Source organism: Salinimicrobium maris (genome assembly GCF_049680855.1).
Taxonomy (GTDB): domain Bacteria; phylum Bacteroidota; class Bacteroidia; order Flavobacteriales; family Flavobacteriaceae; genus Salinimicrobium.
The window spans coordinates 395,987-414,527 of record NZ_JBMPGS010000001.1 but is presented as its reverse complement, the minus strand read 5'-3'; the positions used below and the strand labels follow the sequence as shown (position 1 = coordinate 414,527).

Here is an 18,541-nt window from a genome sequence, read left to right as displayed (position 1 = left end):
GATATTGTTTATAACGAAAGATTAATTCCTCCAATGAACTGTCTTGGTGAAGGATAAGCACCTTCGTCAATTCCAAAAGCAGTAGCGCTTCCAGTTAATTCTGGATCCACACCGGAATATCCTGTTATTGTAAATAAATTAGTGGCCTGCACGTAAAATCTTAATCTGTCCAAACCTAGTCTCTCGGCCAAACCTGTTGGCAATGTATACCCTAACTGTACATTCTTGGCACGCAGGTAAGATCCATCTTCTACAAAATAAGAGTTCGGAACGTTAGCTGTACTAAAACTTCCACCAGTTTCCTGAATAGGAGCAGTGGCATTTTGATTTTGAGGCGTCCAGGAATCATATAGTGCTGTGGTACTTTTAGCACCACCAAAAGAACTGTAGAAATCATGCCACCACTTCACCTGGTTCCAGATATCGTTTCCGTAGGAAGCATAAAGGAAGATGTTCATATCAAAATTCTTGTAAGTGAAATCCAAATTAAGACCCCCTGTGAATTTTGGGTTTGGATTCCCGAGGAATGTTCTGTCTTCTGCGCTGATCACCCCGTCCCCGTTAACATCTGCATAACGGAAGCGTCCTACTCCTATGTCCTGTTGATACTCGGCATCAGGATTGTCAAGAATTTGCTGGGCAGAATTATTTGCTGCATCTACTTCACTTTGGGAATTCCAGAATCCTTCGATTTGGTATCCATAGAATTGCCCTACAGAATGACCTACAGCATTTCTTACAATAGAACTACCGTTATATCTTCTTGCTTCCTGATCAAAGTATTCAACACCTTCAGCAATGCTTACAATTTCATTATCATATGTAGTAAGAGTTAATGTAGTATTCATTCTAAAATCGTCGCTCATGTCTATAAAGGCAGTAGCGGACAGGTCAAAACCGCTGTTCTTCATTTCTGCAATGTTCACATACGGAAATGTGGAAACACCGGCAGTACCAGGAAGTTCAGGGTTATAAAGCAGGTCGATAACATCTTTTCTATAATAATCAGCAGTCACCTGTAATCTATCCTGAAAGAAAGCAGCATCTATACCTATGTTGGCGTTAACATTTTTCTCCCATCCGGCATCAGGATTGCCAATACGAGATCTTTCAAAACCTTCAGCCAGAGTTCCATTAGTTCCATTGATGTCATAGTAGGAGGTAAAACGACTACTTCCATAGGTAGTAAAGGCATTTGCGGGATCCACATTCATTTGATTCCCCATTAAGCCATATCCTCCACGAATTTTTAAGTCACTCAACCATGCTACATCTTCCATAAACGCTTCTCTTGAGATACGCCATCCGGCACTTACAGCAGGAAACCATCCGTGGCGCGGATTTTGGAATCTTGAAGTGGCATCCCTTCTAATAGTTGCTCCAAGGAGATACTTTTCGTTGTAGGTGTAGTCTAATCTTCCAAAAACGGAGAAAAGAGCATCTTCAGTATAAAATCCTGAATTCGTCTGAGTTCCTGCACCGGTACTAAGATTAACATAATCTGGATCAAAAGAATAATAACCCTGTGTTACTCCAATCATTTCTTCGTACTGATTGTGGTATGCCTCGGAACCTATTAAGACACTTACATCGTGCAGGTCATCGAAATTCTGTTTGTATTGAAGCGTATTCGACCACGTCCAGTTATAACCATTTTGAGCGGTTTTCTCAAGCTGGTTAAATGTACTGTTCTCGGCATTTTCATATTCCGGATAGATAAAAGTATGTCCATTAGTATTGTAGTAGCTACCACCAAAAGTTGTTCTAGCCGTGAAAACCTCTAGAAAATCAAGTTCTGCAAAGACATTACCGAATATGCGGTTAGTTCTGAAAAGGTTATTTCTGTTTCTTTCCAAAGTAGCGACAGGGTTGTATGAATTTCCTAAAGAAGGAGCCTGTGTACCCGCAAAGTTTCCTGCGATATCATATACCGGAATAATAGGTTGCATCCTGTAGGCAAAGTTGATTGGGTTTTCCCCAACTATGGCCACCCGGTTGTCATCTTTTAAAGATACCGACAGATTTTCACCAATTCTGAAATTTTCAGAAAAGTCAAACTGGCTGTTTACCCTTGCGGTATATCGCTCCATGTGTGTGTTGATAAGCGTTCCTTCCTGGTCCATCCAGCTTAATGAAAAAAGAACATTTCCATTTTCGCCTCCCTGGCTAACAGAAAAATCATGACTAGTTATGGGTGCAGGATTAAATATCTCCTGAAACCAGTTGGTTCCTTGCTGATTGGCTCTTATAATTTGATTAAAACCACCAAGTACACCACCATCAGTATAATAAGGGTCTAGATAATAGGCAGATTCATCCACGTCACCCTCGGCTGCACCTGCAGGAAGAATGTAAAATGGAAGCGTTGGCTGTGCTCCTGATCCATATTGCCTGTCGGTAATAGTTTCACCGGGATTGGTATTTTGCATCGCCATCCACCTAAGTTCAGCATGTTCCTGTGGAGAAGCAATGTCGTATACATTTCCGGTGGGAACTCTTTGAGTTCCGTAGAACCCATTATAATTTATTTTTAAATCCCCGCGCCCTTTTTTAGTAGTTATTATAATAACTCCGTTGGCAGCACGCGCACCATAAATGGAAGCAGACCCTGCGTCTTTAAGAACCTGCATATTCTGTATATCATTGGGATTGATAGAAGTAATATCTCCAGGAATTCCATCAATAATATACAGTGGGTTACTGTTTCCAAAGGTGTTTATTCCTCGAATTCTAACCTGAGGTGGTTCCCCGGGTTGTCCAGAACTTGCAATGGTAACCCCTGAAACTCGCCCCTGAAGCCTTTCTGAAACCTGCGGAGAAGGTTGTTTGTTCATGGATTCTATATCCACGACAGATACCGCCCCAGTAAGATCTGCTTTTCGCTGGGTTCCATAACCAACTACAACTACTTCATCTAACGAAGAGGCTGCTGGTTGCATTTCAACGTCCAGTTGCGCACGATTATCTACAGGATATTCCAATGTAGAGTATCCAAGATAACTAAATACCAGGAGTGCATTCGAAGGAACTTCAATCGTGAATTCCCCATCGAAATTTGTTACTGTTCCGTTCGAAGTCCCTTTTTCAATTACGTTGACGCCCGGAATGGGAATTCCGTCGCTATCCGTCACAGTTCCTTTTACTATGGAAATTTCCTGAGCAAAAGCCGGTGTTTGGAACAGCGTCATGATTAATAATAATAGTAAAGATGTTCTCATACTTAAATATTAATGGTTAGTTAAAAAATCCTATTGCTCATAGGTCAAGAGTAGATTGTTTAAGATTCCTTTAGGGAAAAAACGTTTTCGTTGTAGCTAATGTAGAAAAACTTTTATAAAATTATGAGAATTAGATCACAAAATTCCTCTCTTTTTCATTTAAGGAGATGAACTAGGAGTAAATTTTATATTGTTTGGAATTACAGTAGTTAAACTTTACGACAGCAAATTCACTTGATCATGATAAATTTGATGTCAGGCTCGGTTTAATAGATTAACACAGGAAAGTTAATTGAAAAAAAACATTTTTGGGTAGCCTATGATGGCTGGAATAGAAGTGTATTTATTAGATTCTGAAGGTATTTGCTGAAGACCGAAATACCGCACAACAAGACTGTTAATAAAATTCTTTAACTAGTAAGAAATAATTCAAGAAATCATACTTTGTTTAAAAAATTATTTAAGTCCTCTTAAATTCACAATAAAATTTTATGAAAGATTTTTATTTTTTTTAATATTTGCTTTATCTTGCCGCTACTTAGTAATCATACTTCATAACGATTTATTAAATAATTCTAAAATTATGAGAAAGAAACTACAAATGTTTTTTTTGTTTTTCTTGTTTCTGTTTTCTGCGCAAACCTTTGCGCAGGAACGTGCTATTACGGGAAAGGTATTTGATGCGCAGGGGATGCCAGTGCCACAGGCAACCGTGCGTGTTCCGAACACTGCAATAGGTACGACAACTAATTTTGACGGCGAATTTAGACTGGTTGTTCCTCAATTGTATAATATACTAACTGTTTCTTATGTAGGTTTTAAGGAACAGGAAATAGTTCTTGATGATCAAACCTATTTTGAAATAAGCCTTACTACTGATGTTGAAAATTTGGATGAAGTAGTTGTTACTGCTTTAGGAATAACGCAGGAGAAAAAAGCCCTGGCTTATACCGTCACGGAAATAGAAGGGGTAACAATTGCGGAAACACAACGAGAGAATTTTTTGGATGCAATGGCTGGTCGTGTGGCTGGAGTTGATATTCAAACTACTTCAGGTCTTCCTGGATCGTCCACCTCAATTGTTATTAGAGGAATTAGTTCATTAAGTGGAAATAATCAGCCTCTTTTTGTTGTGGATGGTCTTCCTATTAGTAATAATACAACTTCAACGGCAGTTTTTGCTTCTTCCATAGGGGCTGGAGGCACTTCTTTTGAAAATAGGGGAGTCGATTTTACAAATAGGGCTGCGGATATTAATCCTCAGGATATTGAAAGCATTACTATTTTAAAAGGTCCAGAGGCATCTGCATTGTATGGAATTGAAGCTGCTTCAGGGGCGGTGGTCATAACTACAAAAAGGGGAAAAGCCGGTGATATGCGGGTTGACTATAGCAATAGCTTTAGAGTTGATCGCATTGTAGAATATCCCGAAATTCAACAAGTTTATGGACGTGGGTCAAATGGATATACACTTGAAGGGGATGAAAGTCTTTACTACTTTGGAGAACGCTATCCTGAAGGTACGGAGTTTTACGACAACGTTGGGAATTTCTTTCAGGAGACAATTACCAAGAAACATAATCTTTCATTTTCTGGAGGGACTGAAGCAGTTCAATACCGTCTTTCTGCCGGACATACAGATTCGGAAGGTTTTGTTCCTACCACCGGCTTAGAAAGGTTAAACCTGTCATCTTCCATCACAGCAAATGTTAATGATTGGATCAGAGCAGATGTGACATTTGACTATACAAGATCAGATAACGACCAAACCTTTAGAGGGGCTGGAGGTCCTTTACTTCACTTGTTACTTTGGCCTTCAACAGATGATGCCAGCAACTACTTAACTCCTGGTGGACAAAGGAGGAATTATGCTGATTTCGCCACGGCGGTAGAGAACCCATTCTTTAATGTAAATAGTAACATTTTTAATTCCTTGACAGATAGGTACAAAATGAATACCCGATTAGACGCTTCTCCGTCAGATTGGTTACGTTTTGTTGGTCAGGTAGGAGTGGATTATTATACTCAAAAAAGTACAATCGTCCGTCATCCGGAGTCAAACACCGGAAGAGACTATAATGGGATTTTTGATCAAGCGCTTGTCACTACAAGAAATTTGACAATGCAATCTTATGCACAATTTACACCTCCGGCACTTTTTAGCGAAAAATTTTCAACAGACATTAAAGTGGGGGGTGCTATTTACGATTACAACACCTTTAGTGCGGCCGCAGGCGGACAGGATTTTCAAGCTCCAGACCTTTGGTCTATCAATAATACAAGATTGGATACGCACAGAGCGTTTAATAATTTAACCCAACGTAGATTAGTTGGTTTATTTGCAAGTGCGAATTTCAACTATGACGACATGCTTTACATGATGTTCACGGCACGTAATGACTGGAGTTCCACACTTCCTGTAAAAAATAATTCGTTCTTTTATCCATCAGCAGGACTGAGTTTTATCTTTACCGAGCTAGACGCTTTTGAAGGGATAAGTGACGTTTTATCTTTCGGAAAATTAAGGGCTTCTGTAGCTCAAGTGGGTAAAGATGCCCGCCCATACAGCATTCGACCCTTCTATGAAAATGCCCAGACTACTGGAGGTGGTTTTCGATATGGATTTACTGGTCCAAGTTTGAACTTGAAACCAGAAATTACTACATCCTATGAGTACGGTATGGAATTAAAGTTATTCAATGGGGCACTTGGTCTGGATGCTACCTATTTCAACAAAAGATCAGAAGATCAAATTGTACAGAACCTTCGTTTAAGCTATGCCACAGGGTTTGTTCTTATGACTTTCAACGCAGGTGAAATTCAGAATGAAGGAGTAGAATTGCAGCTGAAGGCTACGCCAATTCAAAATCAGGATTTTTCCTGGGACATCTTAGCTAACTTTACTAAAAACTGGAGTGAGCTCGTAAGTCTTCCAGGTGACGTGGCCGAGTTCTACAATTCCGATACCTGGTTGTATGGTAACGTTAGAGTTGGCTCCAGAGTTGGAGGACCGCTAACTACATTTACAGGTTATGATTTTGAAAAGAATGAAGAGGGTGAGATTCTGGTAAATCCATCCAATGGTTTGCCGATTTTGGACACCAGTGAATGGGTGGTAGTTGGCGACAGGAATCCAGATTTCAACATAGGTTTGAGCAATAGTTTCCGATACAAGAACTGGTCTATGAATTTCTTGCTTGACTTTAGGGTTGGAGGAGATGTTTATAATGCTACCGAACATTACCTTACCACCCGTGGTTTAAGCCCAAGAACATTAGACCGGGAAGTACCACGAATAGTAGATGGTGTTTTAAGGGATGGTTTGGAGAACTCTGCCGATCCAACAGAAAATAACATTCCAATCGATCTTGCCAGGAATTCAAGTTACTGGTCCTCTATTTATCCTTATCAAAGTTTCATAGAGAAGGATGTGAACTGGATGCGTCTTAGGGATGTAACTCTTAATTATTATGTGCCAAGAACTGTTTTAAATAAAACGAATGCAATAGAAAGTGCCAGCGTTTTTGTGACGGGGACAGATTTATTTCTTTTGACAAATTATTCTGGACTTGATCCTGTTGGAAGTGGAAATTCTGCCGCCGTTGGTGGTGCCGGTGGTACCGGTCTTGACTATGGTAACTTCCCAATGCCAATAGGGATCAATTTTGGAGTTAGAATTGGACTATAAAAAATTAGATATGAAAAAAATTAGAAATTTTTGCCTAATACTTACCGGCTTATTTATACTTGCTGGCTGCGAAGATTATTTGGATGTAAATACAAATCCAAATGGGCCCGATGCATTGTTACAACCAGAATTGTTTCTGCCACAAATTCAATCAGAGTTGGCTGTAGCTGTGCAATGGGATGGACGTTTCACCGGGTTCTATACACAGAACTGGATTTACGCCTCGGGAGAAGGGTATTCCCTTAACCTGCATTCAAACCCATTATCAGATTCCTATGCACAATTATGGCGGGCTGTTTATTGGAGTATGGGATATAACCTGTCAGATATGATAGAAAGTGGGATGCTAAACGAGGAATATGGCTTTGTTGGAGTAGGATACATTTTACGAGCTTACGGTTGGCAAATGTTGACTGATTATCATGGTCCTGTTATTGTAAATCAGGCTTTTGATTCTGATCGCAGAGTATTTGACTATGACGACCAGGAAGAAGTATATGCTGAAATTGAAAGGCTATTATTGCAGGGAATTGAAAATCTCGAAAGGACAGATGGAGTAAGTCCTGCAGATTCTGGAATTATGGATGCCGATTTAATATACAACGGTGATCTGGAAAAATGGAAAAAATTTGCCTATGGTTTACTGGCCATCAATAAGCATCGTTTGACCAACAAGAGCTCCTATGATCCGCAAGAGGTGATCAATTATGTAGACCAGGCACTTTCCAGCAATCAAGATAATGCTCTTATAAGGTTTGAAGGGACAGTAAGTCGTAACACCAATTTCTTTGGGCCACGAAGGGGAAATATTGGATATTACCGCCAGTCTAAATTTATAACCGGCCTATTGGAGGGAACAAATCCGGCATTTAACGATCCGGCATTGGAAGGAATGGACCCTGTTTATGAGGATCAACATGTTAAAGATCCAAGAATTACAGCTATGCTGGCTCCATCACCTGATGGAGAATATAGAGGAATTGACCCTAGAGTAGGAATTAATGAATGGACCGCTGAGGAATCAGACATGGTGCCAAAGAATTTTTGGAATGAAGAAGGCTACACAGGAAGCAATCCTTCTCCTCAAATTTATTTCTTCAACAATGATGCCCGTTTTCCTCTAATGACATATTCACAGCTGCAGTTTATAAAATCTGAAGCTGCCTGGATAGCCAATCAGGAAACAGTGGCCCTAAGTGCATACGAAGAGGGAGTTACTGCCCATATGGATTTTGCACGTGATTACGCACCAGATGTTGAGGTATTCGACCAAAGAAGAACCCAGTATTTGGAAAGTGAGGAAATCATTCCTTCTTCCCCTGATGGGTTGTCACTTTCTAAAATCATGTTGCAGAAATATATCGCTACATGGGGATGGGGATTCTTTGAGACCTGGTCTGATATGAGAAGATATCATTATAGTCAGGATAATGACGTGTACACAGGTTTTGAACTTCCAAATCCTTTGTACATCACAAATGATGAAGAACCAGCTTACAGGGCACGGCCAAGATTTAATTCTGAATATATGTGGAACCAGGAAGCCCTGGAGGAATTAAATGCTTTTGAAGAGGACTACCACACCTATGAAACCTGGTTTAGTAAGTCGGAATAAAAAAATATTAAGATTATGAAAAACATATTCAACAAGTTATTATATGTATTAGCCATAGGAGTTTTTTTTCTCTCTTGTGAAGAAAATGCTATCCCAGAACTCACAGTGCCTGTAAATGAAGAATCGACTTTTGTCAAGTTCTTTTTCCATGCTGAAGATGCACCAGAGGCTAACTTTTATTTAGACGATAAGAAAATTACAGGTGTTAATACAGATGAGGAAGAAGTGGAAGGGCTTGATTTTGGTGGAGTTTATCCAACTAACGCCTATGCCCTGGTCCCATCAGGGAATTTTGAAATGAGGGCGGTAGATATTGATATGAACGAAGTTGCTTTCACCCAGGCATCTTTTGAGCAGGGCGAGAACTATTCTGTTTACCTCGTTGGCACATCAGAAAATTACGAAGTGGCCGTTTTGGAAGACAACCTTCCTGCAGATCACCCTCAAAATATTTACTGGAGGTTTGTGCATACGATGGCTAATCTTCCTTTTGAAGTGGATGCGTATGCTGTAAGAGCAGCTGTTCCTGAGACCGAAAATTCACCTGCCGAAGAGGCGCAGGTAATAGAGTTGGGGAATAGTATAGGGTTTACAGAAGGAGGAGAGTATCAGTTATTGGAACCTGGCAGGTATGACTTTAAGATCTTTGAATCTGGCAGCGAATATGATCCTGTGGAATCCACACCTTTCATTCAGCACAGTGTTACCGTTGGAACTCGTGGAAGAGCCTATACTACACAAATTAGAGGTACATATTCAGAAGAAACAACGTCAGGTAAGATTGACTTCTGGAGGGATCGTTAATTATTTCCGATTTTTTTTTGTAGAAAAGAAAGAGACACATCTGTGGCTCTTTCTTTTTTCATATTATTTTTCGTTATGAAACAAACACTCAAATTAATGTCAAAAAAACCAGCTTACCTTTTCTTTGTTTTGGTTTTCCTTCTGTTTAATTCCTGCACCTCTTCCAGGCCTGTAGTGGAGAATAATGACGAGGAAACTCCAGCTGTTGTTGAGGAGCGAAAAGAAGAAGTGCCGGAAGTTATTCCTGAAGACGTTGAACCTGTTCCTGTCGCTAAAAAGGAAACAAGGAACTTTCCAACGGCCAACAGGGAGTTTCGCGCAGCCTGGATTGCTACAGTAGCTAATATTAACTGGCCCAGCAAACCGGGACTAACATCTAAGCAACAACAGCAAGAGGCTATTGCTTTACTTGACCTTTTGAAGGAGAATAATTTTAATGCGGTAATTTTTCAGGTGCGTCCGCAAACAGATGCGCTTTATCAAAGCGAAATTGAGCCATGGTCTTATTTTTTAACCGGAACTCAAGGGCAAGCGCCAGAACCCTTTTACGATCCCTTGCATTTCTGGATTGAAGCGGCACACGATAGGGGGCTGGAGCTACATGCGTGGTTAAATCCTTATCGTGCGCATCATACCACAGGAAAAGAAATTACCGGGCATTCTATTGTTAAGACAAAACCGGAGTTGGTCGTGAAACTTCAGGATGGTCAATATTGGATGGATCCTTCTTTGGAGGGAACAAAAAAGCACTCTACTGCAGTGGTAATGGATCTTGTAAAACGATATAATCTTGATGGTATTCATTTTGACGATTACTTCTATCCTTATGATTCTTACAATGGAGGAGAAGATTTTCCTGATCATCAAAGTTGGGCTGCTTATCAATCCGGTGGAGGAGAATTATCGCGCGGAGATTGGAGAAGAAAAAGCGTCAATGATTTCATCCAAAATCTTTATAAGCAAATAAAGGCTGAAAAACCACATGTTAAGTTTGGATTGAGTCCGTTTGGAATCTGGAGGCCGGGTTATCCTGAGTCAATTGCTGGTTATGACCAGTACGACAAGCTTTATGCAGATGCTAAACTTTGGCTTAACAAAGGCTGGATAGATTACTTTACGCCGCAGCTTTATTGGACTATTAATAAGAGTGCTCAAAGTTTTCCGGTATTGTTGGGATGGTGGGAATCTGAAAATATTCAAAAAAGGCATTTATGGCCTGGTATTAATGTAGGATTAGGTGGTGATGAGAAGAATATCGATGAGACCATCAACCAAATCATGATCACACGAGGAATGCTTCCTAAAAGTCCAGGAGTGGTTCATTGGAGTATTGGTCCCTTGGTGAAATATCCCAATCTTATCAAAGCTATTGCCGAAGGTCCTTATCGAAAAGAAGCCCTTGTTCCAGAAAGTCCATGGCTTGATGCCATTGTTCCTGCAGCCCCCGTTGTTGTACCAGAGAGAATAAGTGACAAAATAAACATTACCTGGGTTCCCGGTGATGAGGAAGAGATTTTTAAGTGGGTCGTGTATCTAAAGCGCGGCGATAGCTGGACCTATGATATCCTTGATCGCAATGCTACTTCTGTTGAAGTTGTAAGAACTGAGAAAAACCCTGTAACTGCGGTTGCGGTCACAGCAGTGGACAGAACAGGTAATGAAAGTGAATTCAAAGAGGTAAAAATAAAATAGTAGCTACTCAGGTTGCGCAAAATACAAATTATGGCCCCAATTCTTGTTTTTAGTGTCATATCCGGTTATTTCCTACTACTCCTGGGTATTAGCTATTTCACTTCGAAAAATGCCGATAATGCTACCTTTTTTACAGCCAACCGGGAATCTCCATGGTATTTGGTAGCTTTTGGTATGGTAGGCGCCACTCTCTCGGGAGTGACTTTCATCTCTGTTCCGGGAGAGGTTGGAAATTCGGGCTGGACATACCTGCAATTTGTAATGGGAAATATGGTTGGCTATGCAGTCATAGCTCTAGTTCTTATTCCGCTCTTTTATAGGTTGCGGCTGGTTTCTATTTATCAATACCTTCATAACCGTTTTGGTAAAAATTCTTATTTAACCGGGTCGTCATTCTTCCTCATCTCCCAAACGATTGGTGCATCCTTCCGGCTCTTCCTGGCTGCATTGGTACTGCAAATCGCGTTTTTTGATGCCTTTGGAATTCCATTTTATGTTACTGTTTTGGCAACTATAACCCTTATCTGGCTCTATACTTTTCGGGGTGGGATAAAAACAATTGTGTGGACAGATACCCTGCAAACCACATTTTTAATGCTCGCCGTGATTATAAGTATATATATCGTAGTTGACCATTTGGAATTAACAATTCCGGGAGTTGTGAAGGTGGTCGGGGAGAGTGATATGTCAGAGATTTTCGATTGGGGATGGCGATCGGACCGAAACTTTTTTAAAACATTTTTAGCGGGTATTTTTATTACAATTGCCATGAACGGGCTGGACCAAAATGTGATGCAGAAAAACCTGACCATTAGAAAAACATCAGATGCGCAGAAAAATATTTTTTGGTTTGCCATCACTTTTTTTATTGCAACTATATTATTTCTATCGCTGGGTGTACTTCTGTATAAATTTGCACTAGATCAGGGAATTGTAATTCCTGAATCCACCGATGATCTATACCCTATGCTCGCTTTAAACCATTTCGGTTTAGCGGCAGGAATTGTATTTCTACTAGGCATCGTTGCTGCCGCTTTTTCCAGCGCAGATTCTGCATTGACGGCTCTTACAACCTCCTTTTGTGTAGATATACTTGATTTACAATCGAGAAAATTAGAAAATCAGAAGAAAACCAGGCTTTTTGTTCATATAGGATTTACAATACTTATGTTCGTTGTAATTATTCTGTTCAATGAAATTAATGATAGTAGTGTGGTAAATGCGGTTTTTAAAGTGGCAGGATTTACCTATGGTCCGCTCCTGGGGTTGTTTGCCTTTGGGTTGCTTTCCAAGGCAAAAGTGCGGGATAAAATGGTGCCGGTAGTTTGTGTTCTATCACCAATTATCTGTATTATTCTGGATATTAATTCAACCGCATGGTTCAACGGCTATAAATTCGGTTTTGAGATTTTGCTTGTGAATGCTGCTATTACCTGTCTTGGTCTTCTTGCACTGAGTGTAAGAAAAAGATAGTTTAAAATACAGTTCTTATGAAAAATAATCTTCGTCAAAAATGCCATTTTTGGATCCTCACGTTCTCTGTCTTTTTCTTCGGAAATATTATAGCCCAGGAAAGCGGGAATTCCAGTTTTATCCGGCTGGATCAGGTAGATTATTTAGAAAATGATTAGCTATGGAAATAAAACTACATAAATATGAGTTGCAACTGAAAAACACTTTCAGGATTAGCCATATCTCTCGAGATGTGCAGCCTACGCTCATAGTTGAACTTTCAGACGGTGGTTTTACCGGTTTTGGGGAAGCCGCGGCAACTTCCTACTATGGGATTACTGTAGAGGAAATGAGTGAAGATATAAGATCCATCGAGCATGTTATTGAAGAAAACCTTTACAAAACCCCTGAAGAACTTTGGGAGATCACCAATCCTTATTTCAAGAATAAATCATTTGCCCAGTGTGCTCTGGATATTGCGGTACATGATCTTTTCGGAAAAAAGAAAGGGCTGCCGCTGTACAAACTTTGGGGCCTGAACCTAAATAATATTCCGCTGTCAAATTATACCATTGGAATAGATTCCGTAGAAAAGATGGTACAAAAGATGAAGGATTTTCCCTGGCCACTTTACAAGATCAAATTGGGGACAGAAGATGATATTAAAATCGTAAGAGAATTAAGGAAACACAGTGATGCCATATTTCGGGTAGATGCGAATTGTGCCTGGACTGCGGAAGAAACTATCAAAAATTCCAGATTCTTGAAAGATTTGGGAGTCGAATTTATTGAGCAGCCCTTACCCGCTGCCGATCTTGAGGGAATGGCAGAAGTTTATAAAAACTCAGTACTACCTGTTATTGCTGATGAAAGCTGTATCAGCGAAAGTGATGTAAGGAAATGTGCCGGTTTTTTTCATGGAGTTAACATAAAGCTAACCAAATGTGGGGGATTCACACCGGGACGCAGAATGATTGCTGAAGCCAGGAAACTTGGATTAAAGGTCATGGTGGGTTGTATGACAGAATCCACAGTGGGAATTTCTGCTATTGGGCAGCTTTTGCCATTACTTGATTATGTAGATATGGATGGCGGATTATTGATAAAGAATGATATTGCAGAAGGAGTTAAAGTTCATAGTAATAAAGTTCATTTTCCAAAGAGAAACGGAACCGGCGCAAAATTGATTAAATTTACCAGTAAATAAATGTACAAGATGAAGAATATCCAAAAATGTAGTTTTTTGGCCCTTTTATTTTTAATGATCCTTGGGTCCTGTAAAAATGAAGAGGTCGAAATTTCAGAAGAAATCAGTGAGACAGAGCAGTATATTGCCGAAGTCCGTGAAGAATATGCGCCCGATGGACGTGTGGCTTTATTTGACATTCAAGCTTCCCAGAAGGATGATAATTATGTTCTTAAAGGAGAGTCAAATCTTCCGGAGGCAGTGGCAAACCTGAAGAAACGGCTGGAGCAGGAGAATATTTCCTATACAGACAGCATTCAAATGCTACCATCAAAAGAACTGGAAGGGTCAACAGAAGGAGTCATTAAAATTTCCGTGGCGAATTTACGATCCAGACCATCTCACTCTGCTGAACTTGTCACACAGGCAACTTTAGGTATGCCTGTAAAAGTTTACAAGAAAGATGGCGGCTGGTACTATATCCAGACACCAGATGGTTATTTGGCCTGGGTGGATTATGGCGGAATAACTCCTATGACCGGGGATGAACTTCAACAGTGGAAAGCATCAGAAAAATTAATTTTTACCGAACCTTACGGGCAAAGTTTTTCTGAAGCTAATAAAGAATCACAATCGGTTTCAGATGTGGTTGCGGGAAACATCTTCAAATTAAACAGTTCTAAAAATGGCTTTTTTGAAGTACAATATCCCGATGGGCGCGTGGCCTATTTACCGCAGGACCAGGCGCAGCCGTATAAAGATTGGCTAACGTCTCTTGAGCAAACCGAACAGGACCTGGTAAAGACCTCCAAAAAGATGATGGGGGCTCCTTATCTATGGGGAGGAACTTCTCCTAAAGGAGTTGATTGCAGCGGTTTTACAAAGACCGTATATTTTCTTAATGGAACTGTAATACCACGAGATGCCTCGCAGCAGGTACATACCGGCAAACTGATTGATTCTGTAAAGAATTTTGAGAACCACCGCCCGGGAGATCTCCTTTTCTTTGGAAGGAAAGCGACAGATTCAACAAAGGAACGGGTAGTGCATGTTGGAATGTGGATTGGTGACAATAAGTTCATACATTCTATGGGTGACGTTCATATCAGCACTTTTGATGAAAAGGATTCTGAATTTGATGAGTACAACTACAATAGATATTTAAGAACCAAGAGATTGCTTGGCGAAGAAGAAGAGAAAGTGATCCAGCTGGCCGAGAGTGATCTATTTACGACTAGCGAAAGCGGAAAATAAGATTGGAAAATATTACTTCGGAAGAAGTTCCAGTACAGCAAGTACCGCACAATGATCTGAAGCTTTTTCGTCACAAATAATCTCGGTGCTAATTATTGTCCATCTATGCTTAGGATAGAACATGATGAAATCTATTTTCTTCTTAGGCAAAGTTGAAGGAAAGGTGGGTTGAGGTGTTCTTTTAGAATAAACCGAACCCCATTTTCCCTCAAGTAGGTTAACTGTTTCACTTTTGGGAGTATCATTTAGATCTCCCGCAAGAATGGCAGGAAAACCTTCATTTCTAAGCTCATTTAGCCTTTGAGCCTGGAGAACTCTGTCACGGCTGTTTTCATCATGATCCAGATGTGTGGTCAAAAATTGAATAGTATCGCCATACTTTAGTTGAACATAGGCTTCTACGGCTATTCTAGGTTCTTTTCCGGGCTGCCCCGGAAGAATGATTTTTTGCGTCCTTAAAAAGCTGTTTTTAGAGAGTATTACCTGCCCGTATTCCCCACCGGCAAAGTCGGTAGCTTTTCCGAAGATGCCGTACATCCCGGTAGCTTGAATGAGCTCTGAAACTAGATCCCTGTTGTTGACCCGGCTGGTCTTGGAGTCGATTTCCTGTAGTGCAACAAGATCAGGGTCAGCTTTTATAATTACTGAAGCCGCTTTAGAGGGATCAAAATCTCCTTTAGCGCTACTTCCATGATGTATGTTGTACGAGAGGACCCTGATAATAGTTCTGTCGCCAGATGTTTCCTGAGAGCTTCCTGAAAAGCTCAAAACCAATATGGAAACTGTGGTAAAAATCGTTCTTCGGAATGTCATTTTTAGATGATTTTAATACCTCTTTAAATCATTTGCAGTTTCACAGATATTCTTCTGGAACATATTTATTTATTCCGGTTTAAGATCTTCAGTAAAGTAGAAATTTTTTTCGCTTTTTTTGGAAGCTTGCCAAATCATCCTCCCATTTCTCTATAATCTTACTTGGATGTACCCCTGAGATCAAAGCTTCTCTCACCTCTGATGTGCCTAAAAGGCCATCCAGTCTTTCTTTTCTCCATTCCATTTTATTGGGATACAATTCTTTTAGGGCATACAGAATGTAGATTCCGGCTTCGGCAGATTGAAAACTGTCCCTGTTGGTTACCACTATTTCCACTCCATTTACCTTTTCTCCCATAAATTTTGGCGGATAAATCTTGATTCCATCAACCATACTATCGGGAACAAAAGTTACTGGTTTGAAAACCACTCCGGTTAACTGGTAACTATTCAATTTTTGGGTAAGTTTTTCGCTGTTAACCCAAGGAGCACCAAATCGTTCAAAAGGATATAATGTGCCTCGCGCTTCAGAATAATTTGTTCCTTCCAGTAAACAGGTGGCGGGATAGACTGTTGCTGTTTGCAGCGTGAGCATATTGGGTGAAGGTTTTATCCAGGGAAGGCCTGTTTCATCATACCATTGGTCCCGGCTGTAATTTTGAAGAGGAATTACGGTAAGATCTGCTTCCTTTAGATTATTTTTTTTGCGTTCACCGTTGTACATCATCGCCAGTTCTCCCACGGTCATTCCATGAGTAACCGGAATATTACCAATTCCTTTTTCAGGATCCAGAGCTTTTCCTACAGGTCCGTATTCATATTGACCTGTAATTGGGTTAGGACGATCCAGTACCACAAAAGGAATATTAGCTTCAGCAGCTGCTTCCTGCACCAATAGCATTGTTTTGATATAGGTGTAATATCTTGCCCCTACATCCTGAATATCAAAAACTAAGACATCTACTTTTTGCAGCATTTCAGCAGTAGGTTTCCGTACTTTCCCGTAAAGGGATATGATGGTTATACCAGTTTTGTTATCTATAGCATTGGAAACATGACTATCTTCTTCACCTCTCAAACCGTGTTCAGGACCAAAAAGTAAAGCCAGTTCTGCTCCTGGATGATTATTTATAACATCTATAAGATGTTTTCCATTAGGGAGCAACCCAGTGTGGTTAGTAACCAGTCCCACCCGCTTATTATTGATGAGGTGTTCGTAGGCTTTAGAAGTTAACTGTTCTGCCCCAATTTTTACCCTGGAAATATTGGTTTCATCTATTTGTTTTCGCAGCTGTGGGATTAGTTTATAAAGGTCCTCTCCGGGACAGGTTGTCTCAGCCTGGTCTTTATGACCTGAAATATTTTCGGGAGCAATCTTGTATTTTTCAGCAAGTGCCAAAACGATCTTTTTCAGGTTTTCATACTGCAGTTCGCTTATCTCTTCCTTCTCGAAATTTCCTTCTACGACCACCAGGGCATGACCGGTTAAGTCATAACCTGTATTTGAGTCGCCCTCATATTTAAGTTCTCTCCCTTCTGCAACCGTGCCATCGGCAGCGATGTAGAAATGATAGGGAACATCTGGCCACGGCTTTTTAGGCGTGACTCCATCTCCCAAAACACCTTCGGTATAAGAAAAATTTTGTAGTGCCTTGAGCTTTTCTGCCGTCGTTCTGGTTAAATTTTGATTGGTTCCTGTGTGGTGAATGGTAATGTATTTTGGAATATGCCGAATTACCTCCTTTTTTGGAGGCTGTGCATTCCACTCTTTGCGGGTGATTATGTCAAGACCCTCCACTTCAATTTGTGCAAAGGCCGGTAATCCAAAATACATGAAAAGGAGGCCAGCAAAAACATTTAGGAACTTGTACATAATTAAAAGGCTTTACAAATATTTCTGATAGAGGTTGTATAATATTTTCAGGTCTTCATCTGTCAATTTAGAAGAGACATCTTCTTGTATAAAATGAAGCTTAAATGCCCTAATTGCAGCATCCATATTACTTACGTCATAGCCAATAATTCGTAAAGCAAGTTTTGGGTTTATAGTTAGAGAAATAGTATCTGTTGGATTGCCATCTTCCAGAATTTCATTTTCTGTAACTACTACCTCTCTTACCCCTTTTGAGGGAACAAGGCTGTCTCCTACAACCTTGGGAGCTGCTTCGATATTGTCATACCACAATCCGAAACCATTTTCAGCCAGTCTTTCCCAGGGAAAATTGGCATTTGGATCTACTTTTCGGGAGGGAGCGATGTCTGAGTGCCCAATAAAATTCCTGGCAGGGATTCCATGTCTCTCTTTTAGAACCCCAAGGAGTTGTAAAAGACTCTCAATCTGTTTCTCCGAAAATGGCTCATATCCATTATTATCCAGCTCGATCCCAATCGATGAAGAATTAAGATCGCTATCATTACCCCATTTACCGGCGCCGGCATGCCAGCCTCTGTAATAGTCGTTGAGCATCTGGTAGATCTTACCATCCTCCCCAATTACATAATGGGAGCTGACTGACGTCCTCTTTAAAGTAAAAGTTTTTAAGGTATGGTCAACAGAATTCTGTGCCGTGTGATGAATGATGACATAGTTTGGCTTTCGTAAATTAAAGTTTGTGGTCCCTACCCAGTGCTCTCCATAGTCCAACCCCTCTTCATCTTTTCCTTGTTCAGGGGGAAAGGTTCGGAACTGTTTCGCATATAATTTTGCCTGTTTTTTGTGAACCTTATTTGTCTTTGAATACGGATTGGAACCGCAGGCTACAATGACCAGTGCAAGAAGAATCGTTGAGAAGACTGAAAACTGCTTTTTCATTAAATAT

12 protein-coding genes are annotated in these 18,541 nt (G+C 40.4%); 8 read left to right on the top strand and 4 right to left on the bottom strand.

Features of this window, described 5'->3' with window-relative positions; genetic code table 11:
* Positions 1–8: 8 nt before the first annotated feature.
* Positions 9–3,218 carry a SusC/RagA family TonB-linked outer membrane protein gene (locus tag ACOV1Q_RS02005; protein ID WP_424492765.1) on the bottom strand — a complete coding sequence of 1,070 codons (3,210 nt, stop codon included), beginning with the start codon at positions 3,216–3,218 and terminating at the stop codon, positions 9–11.
* A gap of 583 nt (positions 3,219–3,801) precedes the next feature.
* On the opposite strand from ACOV1Q_RS02005, the gene ACOV1Q_RS02000 reads away from it, so the two are divergent.
* From ACOV1Q_RS02000 to ACOV1Q_RS01965, 8 genes are all read left to right on the top strand, one after another.
* Positions 3,802–6,906: a SusC/RagA family TonB-linked outer membrane protein gene (locus ACOV1Q_RS02000; protein WP_424492764.1), complete on the top strand. Its 3,105-nt coding sequence runs from the start codon at positions 3,802–3,804 to the stop codon at positions 6,904–6,906.
* 10 nt (positions 6,907–6,916) lie between these two features.
* Positions 6,917–8,521, top strand: a complete 1,605-nt coding sequence (locus ACOV1Q_RS01995) for a SusD/RagB family nutrient-binding outer membrane lipoprotein (RefSeq protein WP_424492763.1) — start codon at positions 6,917–6,919, stop codon at positions 8,519–8,521.
* A gap of 15 nt (positions 8,522–8,536) precedes the next feature.
* On the top strand, positions 8,537–9,325 hold the full coding sequence (locus tag ACOV1Q_RS01990) for a DUF4397 domain-containing protein (protein ID WP_424492762.1): 789 nt from the start codon (positions 8,537–8,539) through the stop codon (positions 9,323–9,325).
* Positions 9,326–9,421: 96 nt separating this feature from the next.
* Positions 9,422–11,017, top strand: coding sequence for a glycoside hydrolase family 10-like protein (locus ACOV1Q_RS01985; protein ID WP_424492761.1), 1,596 nt, complete (start codon positions 9,422–9,424; stop codon positions 11,015–11,017).
* A 30-nt stretch (positions 11,018–11,047) separates the two neighbouring features.
* A complete protein-coding gene (locus ACOV1Q_RS01980; RefSeq protein ID WP_424492760.1) occupies positions 11,048–12,490 on the top strand; it encodes a sodium:solute symporter in 1,443 nt (480 codons plus the stop codon).
* Between the two features lie 17 nt (positions 12,491–12,507).
* Positions 12,508–12,648, top strand: coding sequence for a hypothetical protein (locus ACOV1Q_RS01975; RefSeq protein ID WP_424492759.1), 141 nt, complete (start codon positions 12,508–12,510; stop codon positions 12,646–12,648).
* 2 nt (positions 12,649–12,650) lie between these two features.
* On the top strand, positions 12,651–13,676 hold the full coding sequence (locus tag ACOV1Q_RS01970) for a dipeptide epimerase (protein WP_424492758.1): 1,026 nt from the start codon (positions 12,651–12,653) through the stop codon (positions 13,674–13,676).
* Positions 13,677–13,712: 36 nt separating this feature from the next.
* Positions 13,713–14,909, top strand: coding sequence for a C40 family peptidase (locus ACOV1Q_RS01965; protein WP_424492757.1), 1,197 nt, complete (start codon positions 13,713–13,715; stop codon positions 14,907–14,909).
* 12 nt (positions 14,910–14,921) lie between these two features.
* On the opposite strand, the gene ACOV1Q_RS01960 is transcribed toward ACOV1Q_RS01965, so the two are convergent.
* From ACOV1Q_RS01960 to ACOV1Q_RS01950, 3 genes are all read right to left on the bottom strand, one after another.
* Positions 14,922–15,722 (bottom strand): endonuclease/exonuclease/phosphatase family protein, encoded by an 801-nt coding sequence (locus ACOV1Q_RS01960; protein ID WP_424492756.1) that lies wholly within the window; start codon positions 15,720–15,722, stop codon positions 14,922–14,924.
* Positions 15,723–15,810: 88 nt separating this feature from the next.
* The gene (locus ACOV1Q_RS01955) at positions 15,811–17,595 is read right to left on the bottom strand and encodes an exo-beta-N-acetylmuramidase NamZ domain-containing protein (protein ID WP_424492755.1); all 1,785 of its coding nucleotides are present in this window, start codon (positions 17,593–17,595) and stop codon (positions 15,811–15,813) included.
* A 12-nt stretch (positions 17,596–17,607) separates the two neighbouring features.
* Positions 17,608–18,534 (bottom strand): N-acetylmuramoyl-L-alanine amidase, encoded by a 927-nt coding sequence (locus tag ACOV1Q_RS01950; RefSeq protein ID WP_424492754.1) that lies wholly within the window; start codon positions 18,532–18,534, stop codon positions 17,608–17,610.
* Between the last annotated feature and the right edge of the window lie 7 nt (positions 18,535–18,541).

What these genes read in the sequence shown, in the direction of transcription:
- ACOV1Q_RS01980 (WP_424492760.1), top strand. Translation starts at nt 11,048, where the DNA reads ATGGCCCCAATTCTTGTTTTTAGTGTCATATCCGGTTATTTCCTACTA.
- ACOV1Q_RS01975 (WP_424492759.1), top strand. Translation starts at nt 12,508, where the DNA reads ATGAAAAATAATCTTCGTCAAAAATGCCATTTTTGGATCCTCACGTTC.
- ACOV1Q_RS01970 (WP_424492758.1), top strand. Translation starts at nt 12,651, where the DNA reads ATGGAAATAAAACTACATAAATATGAGTTGCAACTGAAAAACACTTTC.
- ACOV1Q_RS01990 (WP_424492762.1), top strand. Translation starts at nt 8,537, where the DNA reads ATGAAAAACATATTCAACAAGTTATTATATGTATTAGCCATAGGAGTT.
- ACOV1Q_RS01995 (WP_424492763.1), top strand. Translation starts at nt 6,917, where the DNA reads ATGAAAAAAATTAGAAATTTTTGCCTAATACTTACCGGCTTATTTATA.
- ACOV1Q_RS02005 (WP_424492765.1), bottom strand. Translation starts at nt 3,218, where the DNA reads ATGAGAACATCTTTACTATTATTATTAATCATGACGCTGTTCCAAACA.
- ACOV1Q_RS01985 (WP_424492761.1), top strand. Translation starts at nt 9,422, where the DNA reads ATGTCAAAAAAACCAGCTTACCTTTTCTTTGTTTTGGTTTTCCTTCTG.
- ACOV1Q_RS01950 (WP_424492754.1), bottom strand. Translation starts at nt 18,534, where the DNA reads ATGAAAAAGCAGTTTTCAGTCTTCTCAACGATTCTTCTTGCACTGGTC.
- ACOV1Q_RS01955 (WP_424492755.1), bottom strand. Translation starts at nt 17,595, where the DNA reads ATGTACAAGTTCCTAAATGTTTTTGCTGGCCTCCTTTTCATGTATTTT.
- ACOV1Q_RS02000 (WP_424492764.1), top strand. Translation starts at nt 3,802, where the DNA reads ATGAGAAAGAAACTACAAATGTTTTTTTTGTTTTTCTTGTTTCTGTTT.
- ACOV1Q_RS01960 (WP_424492756.1), bottom strand. Translation starts at nt 15,722, where the DNA reads ATGACATTCCGAAGAACGATTTTTACCACAGTTTCCATATTGGTTTTG.